Genomic DNA, 15,112 nt, shown 5'->3' on the forward strand with positions numbered 1-15,112 from the left:
CCCGGGGGCCCGGCAGCTCTGGCTGGTCCAACTGTCTCCCCCTACGCTCTTGCTACTGATCTCAACCAAAGCAACGTCGCAGCAGGGGGACCCATGCAGTTCGATCTAAGTTCAGTGGAAACCGCCACCCTGGTATTCATGGGCACGCTGGTGTTTGGCTTCATCCTGGCCGCATTCGTGTTGGCTGCCGGACTGGTTGCCCTGGTGCTGGTGGGGGTAGGAAAGCTGGGCTGGACTGTTGTTTCCACCACCCTGCTGACAGTTGTCCATGGGATCAATGCGGCATGGGACAAGCTGCTGCGCCACGCAGCAGCGGCGGACGCCACCGGGGACTTCCAGGGGCAGGCTTCCCCTAGCACCGGAACTTACCCGCGGGTAATATTGAGGGACAGCTGAAGGGTTCTCCAACCCGGCGGATCCATGGCTACACCGGCCATCGGCCAAGGAGATGACCCATGAGCTCCGCCACTGACAGCACCTCCACAACCAGCCCTGCCACCGGCATCCCGGCACCCACCAGCCCGGCAACGGACGCCCCTGCCGAGGAGACCCCTGTACCGGCCGGCAAGATCGGCGCCGGCGTCACCGCGGATGAGGCGCGCGCCGTAGCGGAGGCCGCACGCGAGGCAGGCTGGGAGCGTCCCAGCTTTGCGAAGGGCCTGTACCTGGGCAACTTCGACCTCGGGCTGGTCCATCCCTGGCCAACCCCGGAAGCAGCGTCGGTGGAACGCGGCGAGGCCTTCATGGCCAGGCTGACGGAATACGCGCGCACCATGGACGGGCGGATTATCGAGCGCGAGGCCAAGATCCCGGACGAGTACATCCGGGGACTGGCCGATCTGGGCGTCTTCGGCATGAAGATCCCGGAGGAATACGGCGGTCTTGGCTTGTCCCTGGTGTACTACGGGCGGGCATTGGCTCTCCTGGGCAGTGTCCACCCCAGTATCGGCGCCCTGATTTCCGCCCATCAGTCCATCGGCGTTCCGGAACCGGTCAAGGTCTTCGGGACGCCCGAACAGAAAAGCGAGTTCCTGCCCCGCTGCGCTGCCGGTGCCGTGACCGCGTTCCTGCTGACGGAACCTGACGTGGGCAGCGATCCTGCCCGGCTGGGCAGCACAGCGACGCCAACGGACGACGGCGGCGCGTACCTCCTGGACGGCGTCAAGTTGTGGACCACCAACGGCGTGATCGCTGAACTGGTGGTGGTGATGGCGGTAGTGCCGGCCCACACGGATTCGGACGGAACCCGGCACAAGGGCGGGATCAGCGCGTTCGTGGTGGAGATGGACTCGCCCGGGATCACGGTAGAGAACCGGAATTCCTTCATGGGCCTGCGGGGCATCGAAAACGGCGTCACCCGGTTCCATCAGGTCCGCGTACCGGCGGCAAACCGCCTGGGCAGGGAGGGGCAGGGCCTGAAGATTGCGCTGACAACACTGAACACCGGGCGCCTTGCCTTGCCGGCGCTCTGCGTCGCCTCCGGCCGGTGGAGCCTCAAGATAGCCCGGGAATGGTCGAACGCCCGCACGCAGTGGGGCCGGCCGGTGGGTAAACACGAGGCCGTGGGAAAGAAGATTGCCTTTATCGCGGCGTCCGCCTTCGCCCTGGATGCGGTCTTCGAACTCTCTGCCGAGCTGGCGGACGCGGGCCAGAAGGATGTGCGGATCGAGGCCGCGCTTGCCAAGCTCTGGTCCACCGAAATCAGCTGCCGGATCGCTGACGAGCTGGTGCAGATCCGGGGCGGCCGCGGGTTTGAGACCGCGGAATCACTGTCCGCCCGGGGCGAGCGCGCGGTCCCGGCCGAGCAGCAGCTGAGGGACCTGCGGATCAACCGGATCTTTGAAGGCTCCTCGGAAATCATGCGGCTGCTGATTGCCCGCGAGGCCGTGGATGCGCACCTGGCCGCCGCCGGCGACCTCGCATCGCTGGACGCGAGCCTGTCCGAAAAGGCGAAGGCCGCCGTCGGCGCGTCCGGCTTCTATGCCAGGTGGCTGCCCAAGCTGGTGGCGGGCGCGGGCATGGACCCCCGCTCCTATGGTGAATTCGGGCGGCTGGCCAAGCAGCTGCGGTTCGTGGAGCGCTCATCCCGGCGGCTGGCGAGGCAGACGTTCTACGGCATGGGCCGCTGGCAGGCGAAGCTGGAACGGAAGCAGGCATTCCTTGGCCGGGTAGTGGACATCGGTGCGGAGCTCTTCGCCATGACTGCCTGCTGCGCACGCGCCGAGATGCTGCTCCATACCTCACCGGACAAGGCTGCCAGCGCCTATGAGCTGGCGGAAGCGTACTGTGAGCAGGCCAGGGTGCGCGTGGATGAGTACTTTGACCAGCTGTGGCGGAACACGGACGACGGCGACCACGCCCTCACACGGAAGGTCCTCGCCGGAGATTACACCTGGTTGGAGGAAGGCGTCCTGGACCCGTCAGAAGGGACCGGCCCGTGGATCGCGGACGCCTCCCCCGGCCCGTCCCGGAAAGAAAACCTGCACCGCCGATACCGCTAAAGCCGCTGGTCACAAAATAGTAAGCATCCTTGCTATCGGTGCTGCCCGATGGTTGAGTGGTTCTATGAGCAGCTCAACAGATCCAGAAAACCTGCCCCCACGGCATGCGCGGGAGGACGCGGACCGGAGCGGAAGCTATCGGGACGGTCCGGCGGACACTGAGCACACCCGCAGGGTGGACCAGACGCCGGCCACCAGGGCCGTGCCCACCTCCAGCTATGACGGGCAGCCCGCCGCGTCGGCGGAGCGGGAGTACACCCCCACCACCCACACCCCCGTGGTGGATCCAGGCGTGACCGACCGGCAAACTGCCGTGGCCCGCGAGAAGGAGCAGTTCGGCGGCATCAAGGTGGGCTCGGCGTTCTTTGGCTGGCTCACTGCCACCGGCATGGCCGTGCTCCTGACAGCCTTGGTGGCAGCAGCCGGAACAGCTGTTGGACTGGCCACCAACACGGACGTCAGTGAAGCGGTCAACCAGGCAGCTTCAAACAGCGGCACGGTTGGGCTGGTAGGCATCATTGTGCTGCTGGTCATCCTCTTCCTCTCCTATTACTGCGGCGGGTACGTGGCCGGCCGCATGGCCCGCTTCAACGGAATGAAGCAGGGCCTCATGGTCTGGATCTGGGCCCTGATCGTGGCCGTCCTGGTTTCCATCCTGGGGCTCGTGTTCGGACAGCAGTTCAACGTGCTGGCCAACCTCAACAGCTTCCCGCGGATCCCCATCAACGAGGGCCAGCTGACCACTACCAGCATCATCGCGGCCGTCGTCGTGGCGCTGGTTGCCCTGGTGGGCGCGGTGCTGGGCGGCCTGGCGGGCATGCGCTTCCACCGGAAAGTGGACCGGGCCGGCTTCACCCCGGACAGCGAATACGCCGACGAGTAGTCAGCCCAGGATCTGCCCGTCCAGATAGAGCCAGCGCCGATGTTCCCGGACAAACCTGCTGCTTTCATGAAGGACACCGCGTTCCCCGCCATGCCTGAAGTGGGCCTTGAACTCCACTGTGCCCTCGGTGTCCAATGGCCCGCCGCGGGAGGTGGAAATGATGTCCAGGCGGCGCCACTCCATGGCCGGGTCCAGGTCCAGGCTGGCGGGCTCCGTCTCCGGGTGCCACGTACGCCGGAGGTAGTCCGCGTCCATCAGCGCAAAGGCGCTGTAGCGGGAGCGCATCAACTGTTCAGCCGTGGCAGCTTCCGCCGAGCCACTGTGGAACCGTCCGCAGCACTGCCCGTACGGCTCGCCGGACAGGCACATACAGTTTTCCTGGTCCCTGGTTCCTGTCATACAGGCGATGCTGTCACAAGCTGTAACAGCTTTGCTACAACCCGGGACGCGCCCTTGCCGCCGGCGGCATGCCCCGGCAAAAATCCGTAAGGTGGAGAAGGAGCCGGCGCCGGGGCAAGGAAGTACCGGGGACGGCCCCGCTGAAGGCAGAGAGGAGAGATGACGTGGGAAATCCGGATACGCTCATCCTCAACCTGACCTTTTTGGGGACTGTGGGAGTGGCCTTCCTGATGTTCCTGGTCCTCTTCCTGCTGGGGGTCATCACCCTGGTGCTGGCAGGGGTGGGCAGGCTGGCGGCCGTTGTACTGATGGCCCTGTTCGGAAGGCGCCCCGGCAATGAATCCCTGCCGCTGGTCCAGCTGTACGGCACGCGGCTCCACACCCGCCAAGACACGTCCGACGCCGGTGCTGCCGCCGCGGCCGCACCGCGAAAGGCCCGCCGGGACTGGCGCGCCGCGCTTAAGCCCACGCATCTTAAGTCGTCGCTGCGCACCGCCGTCGAGCATCACCCCGCACTGACCGCCGCCCGCCGCGAGCCACCCGTCCTCGCGGAAGACTGGGCGGCTGCCGTTGCCGACGCCGACGCGCGCGCCATAGCCCGCGCCCGTGCTGCCAGGCCGCAAATCAAGCTTTCGGTGCGCGACCTTCCCGATCCCAAGGTGCCCGCCGAGCAAGTGGCCGAAGTGGCCCCCCTGGTGGAGTCTGCATTGGACAACAGCCGTCCGGCGCGGGAGAAGCCGCGGTCCTTCAAGAAGCCGCAGGCCCCCCATCCCTTGGCGCCGCTGGACACGGGATCGCTGGTATCCCTGTCCGCCCCGGAGCAGATCAGCAAGGCGGCAGGAGAAGCTGCGAAGAAGGCCGACTCCAACGGCACAAGGTCGAAGGGTAAACAGCCCTTACCCTGAGCAACCATCTGGGCTAGCGTGAAACCCATGGAATTCAGATACCTCGGAAACAGCGGCTTCAAAGTCTCGGAAATCACGTTCGGCAACTGGCTGACCCACGGCTCCCAGGTGGAAAACGACGTAGCCACAGAGTGTGTGCGGGCCGCGATCGACGCCGGCATCAGCACCTTCGACACAGCAGACGTCTACGCCAACACCGCAGCAGAAACCGTTTTGGGCGCCGCCCTGAAGAACGAACGCCGCGAATCCCTGGAAATCTTCACCAAGGTCTACGGACCCACCGGGCCCAAGGGCAAGAACGATCTTGGCCTGTCCCGCAAGCACATCATGGAATCCATCAACGGGTCCCTGCGCAGGCTGCAGACAGACTACGTGGACCTTTACCAGGCCCACCGCTACGACTTCGAAACGCCGCTGGAAGAAACCATGCAGGCCTTCGCCGACATTGTCCGGCAGGGCAAGGCGCTGTACATCGGCGTGAGCGAGTGGACCGCAGAGCAGCTCCGCGAAGGCCACAAGCTGTCCAGGGAGCTCGGCTTCCAGCTGATCTCCAACCAGCCGCAGTACTCCATGCTGTGGCGGGTCATCGAAGCCGAGGTGGTGCCGGCGTCGGAGGAGCTGGGCGTGTCCCAGATCGTCTGGTCGCCCATGGCACAGGGTGTGCTCAGCGGCAAATACCTTCCCGGCCAGCCCGCCCCTGAAGGCAGCCGGGCCACCGACGAAAAAGGCGGGGCCAAGATGATCGAGCGCTGGATGCGCGACGACGTCCTGGCCGGCGTGCAGGAACTCAAGCCCATCGCCGAGGAAGCCGGCCTCTCCATGCCGCAGCTGGCCGTGGCCTGGGTGTTGCAGAACCCGAACGTTGCTTCCGCCATCATTGGAGCTTCACGGCCGGAGCAGATCGCGGACAGCGTGGGCGCGGCGGGAGTGAAGCTGGAGCCGGAGGTTCTGAAGAAGATTGACGACGCCGTGGGCTCACTTGCCGAGCGCGATCCCGCCAAGACCACGTCGCCGCCAAAGCGCGAAGCCTAGGACCCCATGGCTGACGCTCCGGAAGTCCCGGATCTCGCCGTCACTGGTGCCACCGGCGGCCTGGGTGGAATGGTGGCGCGGCAGCTCGCGGCTGCAGGTTCCGCCCAGCGCTTGTTGGTGCGGGACACCTCACGTGCGCCGGCGCTGCACGGCGCCACGGTTTCCCAGTGCAGCTACTCCGACGCCGCCGCCGTCCGGCAGGCCCTGGACGGCGCCAAAGTCCTGTTCATGGTGTCGGCCGCCGAAACGGAGGACCGGGTGCAGCAGCACCGCGTGTTCGTGGATGCGGCGGCAGATTCCGGGGTGGAGCACGTGGTGTACACGTCCCTCTATGGAGCGGCGCCGGACGCCACCTTCACCCTGGCCCGGGACCATCACGCCACGGAGGAACACATCCGCGCGTCCGGAATGGACTTCACGTTCCTGCGGGACAACTTCTACCTGGACTTCCTGCCCCGCCTGGCCGGGCAGGACGGGGTGATCCGCGGTCCCGCCGGGGACGGCGCCTTCTCAGGGGTGGCCCGCGAGGACATCGCCCGGTGCGCCCTTGCCGTGCTGCGCGACCCCGCCATTCACAAGGGCGCCACCTACAACCTGACCGGTCCGGAAGAGCTCACCATGGCGCAGGCGGCACAGATCCTCACCGAAGGGACCGGCCGCAACGTCAGCTACCAGCATGAAACAGTGGAGGAGGCGTACGCATCCCGTGCCTCCTACGGCGCCCCTGCCTGGCAGCTTGATGCCTGGGTCAGTACATACACAGCTATTGCAGCAGGCGAGATGGCAGGGATCTCGCCAGACGTCCACGGGCTCACCGGCCAGGATCCGATCAGCCTGGCCGGGTTCCTGACCCGCCCCGTCCTCTGAATCCCCCGGGAGTTTTGTGGGGCGTTGACGGACCGGCGGCGTGGGCGTAGACCTGTGGCAAGGGATGTACCAGCCAGCCGGGCAGGAGTGGCACCGCCGTGAAACAGACCTATCAAACCCACCAGTCCAGCGGGTCAGCAGCAGCCGCCGGGAGCATGGTTCCCGCCGCGGGAGGGCCCACCACCGGCCCCCTCACACGGGAGGAACTGCAGCTGGGCGCCCGCAACCACTCCATGCCGCTCGAGGCGCTCCGCCGGGACGTCACACCCCCGGGGCTCCACTATGTGCTCACGCATTTCGACATTCCGGATGTGGACGGTTCATCGTGGCATCTCAGGATCAGCGGAGCAGTGGAGATGGCCCTGGAACTGGGCATGGCCGCACTGCGGAAGGACCCGGCCATAACCGTCCCGGTCACCCTGGAATGTGCGGGCAACGGGCGCTCGCTCCTGGATCCCCGGCCAATGAGCCAGCCATGGCTCCTCGAAGGCGTTGGAACCGCGCACTGGACCGGAGTACCGCTCGCCTACCTCCTTGGCAAGGCGGGTGTCCTGCCGCACGCCGTGGAGGTTGTCTTCACTGGCGCGGACGAGGGTGTCCAAGGCGGCGTTCCCCACCATTACGCACGAAGCCTGCCGATCCGCGAGGCGCTGCGCCCCGACGTCGTACTCGCCTACAAAATGAACGGCAGTGAGCTGCCGCCCCAGCACGGATACCCGCTCCGCCTGGTGGTGCCCGGGTGGTACGGGATGGCAAGCGTGAAGTGGCTGAAGTCCATCGAGGTGGTCACCACCCCCTTCAAGGGCTTCCAGCAGGAGGTCGCGTACCGCTACCAGGAGTCAGCGGACGACGCCGGGACTCCGGTATCGCGGATCAGGGTACGTTCACTGATGGTGCCGCCGGGGATACCTGACTTCTTCACCCGAACGCGGTTCCTGAAGCCGGGACCTGTGCTGCTCCAGGGCAGGGCATGGTCCGGCGGAGGCGCCGTCACAGGAGTGGAGGTGGGCGTTGACGGCACCTGGCTCCAGGCCCAGTTGGAGAAGCCCGCGGGCGGCTATGCCTGGCGTAAGTGGACACTGCCGTGGGTGGCGGAACCGGGCGAGCACATCCTTTCCTGCCGCGCAACGGATTCCAGCGGTGCCACGCAGCCGTTGGAGCAGCACTGGAATTACCAGGGCCTGGGCAACAATATGGTGCAGCGCGTGAAGGTGACGGTTGGGTAGCGGGGGAGTTGGCTGGCCCTGAGGCACGCCGCCGGGACTATACTCGGTGCCAGCCATGACCAGCCTTCCTTCCTCCCCCGCCAGCGTCCGCATCGACGCGTGGCTGTGGGCCATCCGCGCCTATAAGACCCGTTCCGCGGCCACTGCTGCCTGCCGCGCCGGCCATGTCCGCCTGAACGGCAGCCCGGCAAAAGCATCCGCCACACTGGTGGGCGGCGACACCGTGACGGTGCGGATGCCCGGTTACGAACGCATTCTCGAAGTGCGCCGGCTGATAGCCAAACGCGTCGGAGCGGAGGCAGCATCGCACTGTTTCACCGACCACACCCCGCCGCGGCCAGTGGCCCCCGCCCTTGGCCTTCCTCAGCGGGACCGGGGCGCCGGGCGGCCCACCAAGAAAGACCGCCGTGAGATGGAACGGCTGCGCGGTCCAGCGTGACGGGGCTGGTACTGGCTAACGTGCGGCTGCCAGGAAAGTCCGCGCCCTGCAACGTGCATATCCGCCAGGGCCGGGTCAGCGGGATCTCGGCTGCCACTGAGTCCAGAGGCAGCGCGCAAGTAGTTAATGCTGACGGCCGGTTTGCTGTTCCGGGGTTGTGGGACGAGCACGTCCACATGACCCAGTGGGCGCTGCATGCCAACCGTATTGACCTCTCCGGTGCGCTCACCGCCCACGAGGCTGCCGCCGTCGTCCGTTGCAGCATGGCAGCCGCCGACCCTTCAGTAACCACCGTGGGCGTCGGCTTTCGTGACGCACTGTGGCCGGACCAGCCCTCCCTCGCAGTGCTGGACGCCGCCACGGGCAGCCAGCCCACCGTTCTGGTCAGCCATGACCTGCACTGTGTGTGGCTCAACTCTGCAGCGGCCGCGCGCTATGCCGTGCAGGTGGATTCTTCCGGCCTGTTGCGCGAGGAGCCGGCGTTCGCCCTGACCCGGGAGCTGGGACGGTTGCCGGACACCGTGGTGGACCGCTGGGTTGGCGATGCTACCCGGGCCGCCGCGGCCCGTGGCGTGGTGGGCGTGGTGGACTTCGAGATGACGTGGAACCGGGATCCGTGGTTGCGGCGCATCACCGGCGGGTTTGACGCGTTGCGGGTGGAGGCGGGTGTCTATCCGGCTGACCTTGAACGTGCCGTCGCCCAGGGCATGCGGACAGGGCAGGAGGTGGACGGCGGCAACGGGCTGCTGAGGGTAGGTCCCCTGAAAGTACTTATTGACGGTTCCCTAAATACCCGGACTGCCTTTTGCGTGGACCCCTACCCTTTTGGCGGGCATGGGCTGCTGACGGTGGGCTTTGATGAGCTGGCGGAACTGCTGGGGCGGGCGGGTGATACCGGCTTTGTCCCTGCCGTCCATGCGATCGGTGATGCGGCCAACCGGGTGGCCCTCGACGCTTTCGAATCTGCGGGAGTGGGCGGCCGGATCGAGCATGCGCAGTTTGTCCGCCGGGAGGATCTTGCCCGCTTCGGTTCCCTGGGGGTGGCGGCCAGTGTCCAGCCGGTCCACGCCCTGGATGACCGTGACGCTGCCGAAACGAACTGGCCGGGACGGACTGACCGCGCTTTTCCGTTGCGGTCACTGCTCGATGCCGGGGCAGAGCTGCTGCTGGGCTCTGATGCGCCGGTGGCGCCGCTTGAACCGTGGGCGGCGATGGCTGCCGCAGTCTTGCGGGCGCGCGGGGACGGGCGCGGGCCGTGGCATCCGCAGGAGGCCATCACGCGGGAGCAGGCCCTCTTTGCTTCCGCCCGGGGCCGCTTGGGTGTCCGTGTTGGTGATGCTGCCGACCTGGTCCTCCTCGATGCGGATCCGCTGACTGTGCCGGATGACGTGTTCGCGGCGATGCCGGTGGCGGCCACGCTGCTAGGCGGGCGTTTTACGTACGACGACGGTTTGGCCTAGTTCCTCTCACTTTTCCGCTCCCCTGACTTTGCGGCTCCGCTCACTTTGCCGCTCCGTTCACTTTGCGCGGGCCCTCACCAGGTTGGCGAAGGGAAGCTTTCCGTACTCTGCGATGAACGCTGCATGACAGTCCGCCTCGGCTTTGGAGAGCTGTTCCGCCGGAAGTTCCTTCCACGCGATGACCAGCTTTTCAGCGTCAGCGAGCTGCCAGACCAGGCGGCCGTCCCAGTGCCCCGGCGGCTTGCCCTGCCCGAAGTCGAGGAATTCCTGGATCTGCCGCCTGAGGCCCCGGTTGCCTTTGCTGCCGGGGCCGGCTTTGCCCAGGTAAAGGACCGTTGCGGTGTCCACCCATTCTGTGGCCAGGGCCGCCTCCGGAAGCGAGGGATCCTTCTTCTTGAAGACGCCGGCGGTGCTTTTCTTGAGGAAGCGGGGCTGGAACCCCTCCGGTGCCAGTACTGCGAACAGCCCCGTTCCCTGCGGGATGCGCATGGCGTCCAGCGCGTCGATCGGCCGGAAACCGGAGAAGCCTTCGAGCTTGAGGCCCTTTCTGTCGAACTGCATCCCTTTATTGAACAGCACGGCTGCCGAACAGCCGTGCTGGAAAGCACTATGTGGACAGCTCGGACGGCGGGCAGGTTTGCCTCGGATTATCCACATAGGGCGGGTGGGTGAGTGCGTCGGGACTGGGGTGCTGGAAGGCTGGGGGGATGGTGGCGACGGCGGGAACAGGGCTTGGTGCGGGAGGTGTTGTGAAGGCAGGAGGCGTTCCTGGTCCTTGTGTTGCTGATGTCCTTGCGTTGCTGGCCGCCGTGCCTGTCGCCATGGATAGCCGGGGAAAGATTGACCAGATCAGGGAACTCGAGGACGTGAAATCCGCATTGGCCGCGAAGCAGGCACGCATCGCCGCGGCCCTTGAGGTGCAAAGGCGGCAGGAGCGGGCAGCGGCTGGTGTCCCGGCTGATGAGCAGGGTGCGGGGGTGGGGGCTGAAATAGCGTTGGCCCGCCGGGAGTCCCCATCCCGTGGCGGCACACTCCTGGGATTGGCGAAGGCCTTGACCACAGGGATGCCCCGAACTCTCGCAGCTTTGCAGTCCGGGCAGTTGAATGAATGGCGGGCCACCCTCATCGTGAAGGAAACCGTCTGCCTGTCCCCCGAGGACCGGTGGGCCGTCGACCAGGAACTCGCCGCCGACACCGGAACCTTCGACGGCGCCGGGGATCGGGCCATTGTTGCTGCTGCCCGGGCCGCGGCCTATCGGCGGGATCCGCGGTCTGTCGCTAAACGGTCCAGCCAGGCAGTCACGGAACGAACGGTGAGCCTGCGGCCGGCACCGGACACCATGACCTACCTGACAGCATTACTTCCAGTGGCCCAGGGCGTGGCCGCCTATGCCGCGTTGAGCAGGCATGCGGACACCGTCAAGGCCGGCGGGGATGACCGGTCCCGCGGCGCCGTCATGGCCGATCAGCTCGTCGAACGCGTCACCGGCACCCCGGGCGGGATCAGCGGCGTGGACATCCAGCTCGTCATGAGCGACCGCACCCTGTTCCACGGCGACAGCGAACCGGCCCGGCTCTTCCCACCAGGGCTCCGGCGATTCCTGCAGGTCCGGGACAACGTGTGCCGCACCCCCTATTGCGACGCGCCGATCCGCCACCAGGACCACATCATCCCCTGGCACCAGGACGGCCCCACCACAGCCGGCAACGGCCAAGGCCTCTGCGAAGCCTGCAACCACACCAAAGAAGCGCCCGGCTGGACAGCGCGCACACTGGCCGGACCACGGCGGCGTCATTCAGTGGAACTGCAAACGCCTACCGGCCACACCTATCACTCCACCGCCCCGCCGTTGCCGGGGACGGCCTCCTCCGGCATAGATTGTTCCGCCCCCGTGCCGTCAGGCACGGCCTTGGCTAACACGGATCCGCCTGCCTCCTCCTATGGCACTTAAGCGCGGGCGCCGACGGCATTCCCGGGCAACATAGACGCAGCGGCGGGGCCAAAAGCACCAGGTGGCAGAAGGGAGAGGAAACTCCGCCTGCCCACCCTTCAGCCCAAAAGCGTAGAGTGGCCTAAGACGCCTGATTCTGGACGCCTTGCTGCTGAGGGAGAAATCGTGACGATTGATTGGGACGAGAAAAAGGCCCTGCTACAGGAACCGAACATCGCGAAGGTAACGCAGCTTTGCGATGAATTGATGGAGAAGAAGCCGGGATCTGTCGTCCCCTATATCGACCCGGTGCACGACGAAGATGAGTGCCGCATCGTGAGCCTGCAGGTCAGCCCCGGAAAGGGCACCGAGTCCGGCTTTGTTTCGCACTACAACGACGACGAGGCCGCACGCCGCGCCACGCAGATTTACGAACTCGCGGAGCTGGACCCCCGGTACGTGATGCCCTGGAACGCCTACCCCTGGGTGCGGGACCCGGATATGCCGTCAGCGCTGAACGTGCAGGAAAAGACTGATGGCCTGCGTCCCTTCCGGCAGTTCCTCAAGATCAATTCCCGGGTATCGGCCATCATCGCGCACGGCACCGATGCTTCCACCTTCCTCACCCTCTTCGAGAAGACCTACCACCAGCCGTTGAAGAACAGCGGCATCAAGGTCTACAAGGCCACGGCGCTGGGGGGACGCGCTTTCGCCGTCTCCGAGGCGAAGCAGGAAGAACTCCTGGCCAAGAGCGTGGAGATCTACAAGGACGCCATGCAGCGGGCGGGCATCCAGCACCTCTGAGACCTGGTGCCGCGGATGGATGTACTGGACTGGTTGCTCGATTCCGATCCTGCTGTCCGCTGGCAGGTCCTGCGCGACCTTGCCGTCGCTTCACCCGAAGAGGTTGCTGCCGAACGGAAGCGGGTTGCGACCCATAGCTGGGGTGCAAGGCTGCTGGCACTGCAGGAAGCAGGCGGCCAATGGGACGGCGGAACATACTGGCCGTCCCACGACGACGACCCTGAGGGTCAGCCGTGGACGGCAACGACATACACCCTGCTGCTCCTGCGTGAGTTCGGGCTGGACCCGGCGAGCCAGGAGGCCCGCCACGCAATCAGCCTGGTCAAGGCCAACAGCCGCTGGGAAGAAGGGGGCCAGCCCTTTTTCGAGGGTGAGGTGGAACCCTGTATCAACGGCATGACCGTGGCACTCGGCGCCTACTTCGGGGAGGACGTGGACGCCGTCGTGGATCGGCTCGCCGGTGGGCAGTTGGCCGACGGCGGCTGGAACTGCGATGTGGAGCGGGGCTCCACACGTTCGTCCTTCCACACCACTATCTGCGTCCTTGAGGGCCTGCTCGAGCACGAACGGGCGACTGGCGGAACAAGCAGTTCCAGGGAAGCACGGCGCCGGGGCGAGGAATACCTGCTCAAGCGTTCCCTGCTGAGGAGGGAGTCCACAGGTGCAGTGATCAGCGATGACTGGCTGAAGTTTTCCTTCCCCACCCGCTGGTACTACGACGTACTCCGCGGGCTCGACTACTTCCGTGCCGCGGGTGAACTCCCAGGTGAAACGGCCGGCGCTCCCGACAAGCGCCTCGCCGAAGCAGTGGGCATCGTCCGTTCCAAGCAACAGCGGGACGGCACCTGGCTGCTGGAAAACACCCATCCCGGGAAGGTGCACTTCGCGCTTGAGGCCGGGGACGGCGAGCCCAGCAGGTGGAACACCCTCCGCGCCCTCAGGGTCCTGCGGTGGTACGGGCCTTCCTAGCCCGTCTCAGCCTTCCAGCAGCCGCCGCCGGTGCTTCAACTCCTTGACCCATGCCCTGGTGACCGGACCGGAAAACGGCGAGCCGCCGTCGTCGGCACTCTTTGCATGACTCCCGTTCAGGCCCCGGAATGCTGTCCCCGCCTCCAGATCGGCAATGAGGGGACCCGTCGCCTTCAAGGCGAGGTCCAGTACCTGGGCAGCGGCCCGCTCGGTCAGGCCGAGCTGCGTGGCCCAGCCCAGGAAGTGGCGGCGCGAGATCCCGGTCCGTTTTCCGTCCAGGGTCAGCGCAAGCGTCTTGTCGCCGTAAACCACTGTGGAGGGGATGTCGTACACGGGTGCGATGGTCCACTCCCCATGGGGTTGCTGGACCATGGACACGTTCTTGGCGTGCAGGTCCCCGTTGCCGGTCAGCCAGGCAAAGGCACCCTGGATGGCGAGGTTCCGCAGGGCGGGTAGTGGCGCGGCGCAGTGGGAAGCCAGCGCACGGCAGACATCGCTGTAACCCACGTTGTACTTGTCCGCCGGGTAAAGCTTGAGCACCTGCGCCGCGTCCTCAACGGCCAGCCGCCGCACGCCTTCCGGAGCCCCTGGCTCCGGAAGGCGGTCGAAACGCTCCACCAGCAGTCCGGGCCGGCCCGCGATGTCCCGGATGAGCCGGACCCGGCCCAGGGGGATCCGGAGCTTGGCCGCGTACCGGAACATCACCAGCTCGTTTTCCACTACGTGCGGGAATTCCGGCGCGTTGAGTTTCAGGATGAACTGGTGTCCCGTCCCCGTCACCGGCACTGAAATCATGCCGGCTGACATCTTGTCCTGCACCCCCGCCAGTGCCACCGGGTCAATCAGGTCAGGGTCGCCAAGAAGCTGGTCGAAGTCCACCGGTTGCCTCGGATCGAGCGGGACGGCGTGATCATCCGGCCCCAACGGCTCGCCGTGCCCCACGATCTGCACGTCGCCTACGGGGTTTGCACCGGCCGCGATGAGAAGGGAAAGGTCGTCGTCAGCGCTGGTTTTGATGGAGCGCCGCAGTGCGTTGAGGCGCCGGCCTTCCGGCAGGAGACCAGTGAAATAAGGCGGCGCCGCCCCTGCGGCGGAGAGGACCGGCCCGCTGCTGAGCGGCAGGGAAGTGGCGACGGCGGGTCCCCCGGCTTGGAGGTAGGCGGGTAGGTAGCTGAAGCGCGTGCCGCCATCGTGCCGCTCGAGCCGCGCGGCCAGCACTCCTGCCTTGTAAATATCGGCGATGCGGTGCCTCACAGGTGGGCACCCTTTTCAGCGGAGGGCCCTGGGAGCGCGCGGACGGCTCCGCTGGTCCGTGGGGTGAGCTGCAGCTCGAGTCCCAGCGTCTCAAGGACGGCAACGAGCGAATCCAGCTGGATGCTCGGCTTGCCCTGCTCGACGAAGCGGACAAAACGCTCTGAGACTCCTGCCATATCGGCGAGGTCTTGCTGTGTCAGATGGAGAGCCGCACGGCGCCTCCTGACCTCCGCCGCGAGCACCTCACTGATTCCTCGAGTCATAGAGCTCCAATAGGTACGATCGTTCCGCTTCGACGTCTTTTGCGAGTCTAGCGCCAGCCCCGGCCATGCGACAGGGGTAAAACGGTACGAACATACCGGCGCGCCCATCCTGCGCCCGCGTCGGCTAACTGTCGGGCGCAACTTGCGCGCAAGTCCGTTCCTTACCAGATTCGGCCGGC

The 15,112-nt window shown here is 66.3% G+C and carries 16 protein-coding genes; 12 read left to right on the plus strand and 4 right to left on the minus strand.

Going from position 1 to position 15,112, the window contains the following annotated elements; all coding sequences use genetic code 11:
• The first annotated feature begins 93 nt into the window (after positions 1-93).
• The 3 genes from ASPHE3_RS18700 to ASPHE3_RS18710 all read left to right on the plus strand — a co-directional run bounded on the left by ASPHE3_RS18700 (position 94) and on the right by ASPHE3_RS18710 (position 3,384).
• Complete coding sequence (locus ASPHE3_RS18700) at positions 94-396, plus strand: hypothetical protein (RefSeq protein WP_013602754.1); 303 nt, start codon at positions 94-96, stop codon at positions 394-396.
• Between the two features lie 59 nt (positions 397-455).
• Entirely contained in the window at positions 456-2,501 is a 2,046-nt protein-coding gene (locus ASPHE3_RS18705) for an acyl-CoA dehydrogenase family protein (protein ID WP_013602755.1), read from the plus strand.
• Positions 2,502-2,565: 64 nt separating this feature from the next.
• The gene (locus ASPHE3_RS18710) at positions 2,566-3,384 is read left to right on the plus strand and encodes a YrzE family protein (RefSeq protein ID WP_013602756.1); all 819 of its coding nucleotides are present in this window, start codon (positions 2,566-2,568) and stop codon (positions 3,382-3,384) included.
• Here ASPHE3_RS18710 and ASPHE3_RS18715 read toward each other — a convergent pair whose 3' ends face one another.
• Complete coding sequence (locus ASPHE3_RS18715; RefSeq protein ID WP_013602757.1) at positions 3,385-3,753, minus strand: YchJ family protein; 369 nt, start codon at positions 3,751-3,753, stop codon at positions 3,385-3,387. It abuts the gene before it with no gap.
• A gap of 194 nt (positions 3,754-3,947) precedes the next feature.
• Here ASPHE3_RS18715 and ASPHE3_RS18720 point away from each other — a divergent pair, with 194 nt between their 5' ends.
• The 6 genes from ASPHE3_RS18720 to ASPHE3_RS18745 all read left to right on the plus strand — a co-directional run bounded on the left by ASPHE3_RS18720 (position 3,948) and on the right by ASPHE3_RS18745 (position 9,712).
• Positions 3,948-4,688 (plus strand): hypothetical protein, encoded by a 741-nt coding sequence (locus ASPHE3_RS18720; RefSeq protein WP_013602758.1) that lies wholly within the window; start codon positions 3,948-3,950, stop codon positions 4,686-4,688.
• 27 nt (positions 4,689-4,715) lie between these two features.
• The gene (locus ASPHE3_RS18725) at positions 4,716-5,720 is read left to right on the plus strand and encodes an aldo/keto reductase family protein (RefSeq protein WP_013602759.1); all 1,005 of its coding nucleotides are present in this window, start codon (positions 4,716-4,718) and stop codon (positions 5,718-5,720) included.
• Positions 5,721-5,726: 6 nt separating this feature from the next.
• The gene (locus tag ASPHE3_RS18730; protein WP_013602760.1) at positions 5,727-6,587 is read left to right on the plus strand and encodes an SDR family oxidoreductase; all 861 of its coding nucleotides are present in this window, start codon (positions 5,727-5,729) and stop codon (positions 6,585-6,587) included.
• Positions 6,588-6,742: 155 nt separating this feature from the next.
• Positions 6,743-7,813: a sulfite oxidase gene (locus tag ASPHE3_RS18735; RefSeq protein ID WP_041653355.1), complete on the plus strand. Its 1,071-nt coding sequence runs from the start codon at positions 6,743-6,745 to the stop codon at positions 7,811-7,813.
• Positions 7,814-7,868: 55 nt separating this feature from the next.
• Entirely contained in the window at positions 7,869-8,252 is a 384-nt protein-coding gene (locus ASPHE3_RS18740; RefSeq protein WP_013602762.1) for an RNA-binding S4 domain-containing protein, read from the plus strand.
• Positions 8,249-9,712 carry an amidohydrolase gene (locus ASPHE3_RS18745; RefSeq protein ID WP_013602763.1) on the plus strand — a complete coding sequence of 488 codons (1,464 nt, stop codon included), beginning with the start codon at positions 8,249-8,251 and terminating at the stop codon, positions 9,710-9,712. The genes ASPHE3_RS18740 and ASPHE3_RS18745 overlap by 4 nt, the downstream gene beginning before the upstream one ends.
• Before the next feature lie 57 nt (positions 9,713-9,769).
• Here the strand turns inward: ASPHE3_RS18745 and ASPHE3_RS18750 are convergent, their stop codons facing one another.
• Positions 9,770-10,273 carry a hypothetical protein gene (locus ASPHE3_RS18750; RefSeq protein ID WP_013602764.1) on the minus strand — a complete coding sequence of 168 codons (504 nt, stop codon included), beginning with the start codon at positions 10,271-10,273 and terminating at the stop codon, positions 9,770-9,772.
• Between the two features lie 146 nt (positions 10,274-10,419).
• Here ASPHE3_RS18750 and ASPHE3_RS18755 point away from each other — a divergent pair, with 146 nt between their 5' ends.
• The 3 genes from ASPHE3_RS18755 (at position 10,420) to ASPHE3_RS18765 (ending at position 13,416) form a co-directional block, all read left to right on the plus strand.
• Entirely contained in the window at positions 10,420-11,664 is a 1,245-nt protein-coding gene (locus tag ASPHE3_RS18755; RefSeq protein ID WP_013602765.1) for an HNH endonuclease, read from the plus strand.
• A 165-nt stretch (positions 11,665-11,829) separates the two neighbouring features.
• Positions 11,830-12,447 carry a uracil-DNA glycosylase family protein gene (locus tag ASPHE3_RS18760; RefSeq protein WP_013602766.1) on the plus strand — a complete coding sequence of 206 codons (618 nt, stop codon included), beginning with the start codon at positions 11,830-11,832 and terminating at the stop codon, positions 12,445-12,447.
• A 15-nt stretch (positions 12,448-12,462) separates the two neighbouring features.
• The gene (locus tag ASPHE3_RS18765; RefSeq protein ID WP_013602767.1) at positions 12,463-13,416 is read left to right on the plus strand and encodes a prenyltransferase/squalene oxidase repeat-containing protein; all 954 of its coding nucleotides are present in this window, start codon (positions 12,463-12,465) and stop codon (positions 13,414-13,416) included.
• A 6-nt stretch (positions 13,417-13,422) separates the two neighbouring features.
• Here ASPHE3_RS18765 and ASPHE3_RS18770 read toward each other — a convergent pair whose 3' ends face one another.
• The gene (locus tag ASPHE3_RS18770) at positions 13,423-14,670 is read right to left on the minus strand and encodes a type II toxin-antitoxin system HipA family toxin (RefSeq protein ID WP_013602768.1); all 1,248 of its coding nucleotides are present in this window, start codon (positions 14,668-14,670) and stop codon (positions 13,423-13,425) included.
• On the minus strand, positions 14,667-14,933 hold the full coding sequence (locus ASPHE3_RS18775; RefSeq protein ID WP_049786094.1) for a type II toxin-antitoxin system Y4mF family antitoxin: 267 nt from the start codon (positions 14,931-14,933) through the stop codon (positions 14,667-14,669). The genes ASPHE3_RS18770 and ASPHE3_RS18775 overlap by 4 nt, the downstream gene beginning before the upstream one ends.
• Positions 14,934-15,112: the final 179 nt, after the last annotated feature.

It is taken from the genome of Pseudarthrobacter phenanthrenivorans Sphe3, assembly GCF_000189535.1.
Classification (GTDB): Bacteria; Actinomycetota; Actinomycetes; order Actinomycetales; family Micrococcaceae; genus Arthrobacter; species Arthrobacter phenanthrenivorans.

Bases quoted from the DNA above. Each gene is read 5' to 3' on its own strand.
- ASPHE3_RS18700 (WP_013602754.1), top strand. From the start codon at position 94: ATGCAGTTCGATCTAAGTTCAGTGGAAACCGCCACCCTGGTATTCATG.
- ASPHE3_RS18705 (WP_013602755.1), top strand. From the start codon at position 456: ATGAGCTCCGCCACTGACAGCACCTCCACAACCAGCCCTGCCACCGGC.
- ASPHE3_RS18710 (WP_013602756.1), top strand. From the start codon at position 2,566: ATGAGCAGCTCAACAGATCCAGAAAACCTGCCCCCACGGCATGCGCGG.
- ASPHE3_RS18715 (WP_013602757.1), bottom strand. From the start codon at position 3,753: ATGTGCCTGTCCGGCGAGCCGTACGGGCAGTGCTGCGGACGGTTCCAC.
- ASPHE3_RS18725 (WP_013602759.1), top strand. From the start codon at position 4,716: ATGGAATTCAGATACCTCGGAAACAGCGGCTTCAAAGTCTCGGAAATC.
- ASPHE3_RS18730 (WP_013602760.1), top strand. From the start codon at position 5,727: ATGGCTGACGCTCCGGAAGTCCCGGATCTCGCCGTCACTGGTGCCACC.
- ASPHE3_RS18735 (WP_041653355.1), top strand. From the start codon at position 6,743: ATGGTTCCCGCCGCGGGAGGGCCCACCACCGGCCCCCTCACACGGGAG.
- ASPHE3_RS18740 (WP_013602762.1), top strand. From the start codon at position 7,869: ATGACCAGCCTTCCTTCCTCCCCCGCCAGCGTCCGCATCGACGCGTGG.
- ASPHE3_RS18750 (WP_013602764.1), bottom strand. From the start codon at position 10,273: ATGCAGTTCGACAGAAAGGGCCTCAAGCTCGAAGGCTTCTCCGGTTTC.
- ASPHE3_RS18755 (WP_013602765.1), top strand. From the start codon at position 10,420: ATGGTGGCGACGGCGGGAACAGGGCTTGGTGCGGGAGGTGTTGTGAAG.
- ASPHE3_RS18765 (WP_013602767.1), top strand. From the start codon at position 12,463: ATGGATGTACTGGACTGGTTGCTCGATTCCGATCCTGCTGTCCGCTGG.
- ASPHE3_RS18775 (WP_049786094.1), bottom strand. From the start codon at position 14,933: ATGACTCGAGGAATCAGTGAGGTGCTCGCGGCGGAGGTCAGGAGGCGC.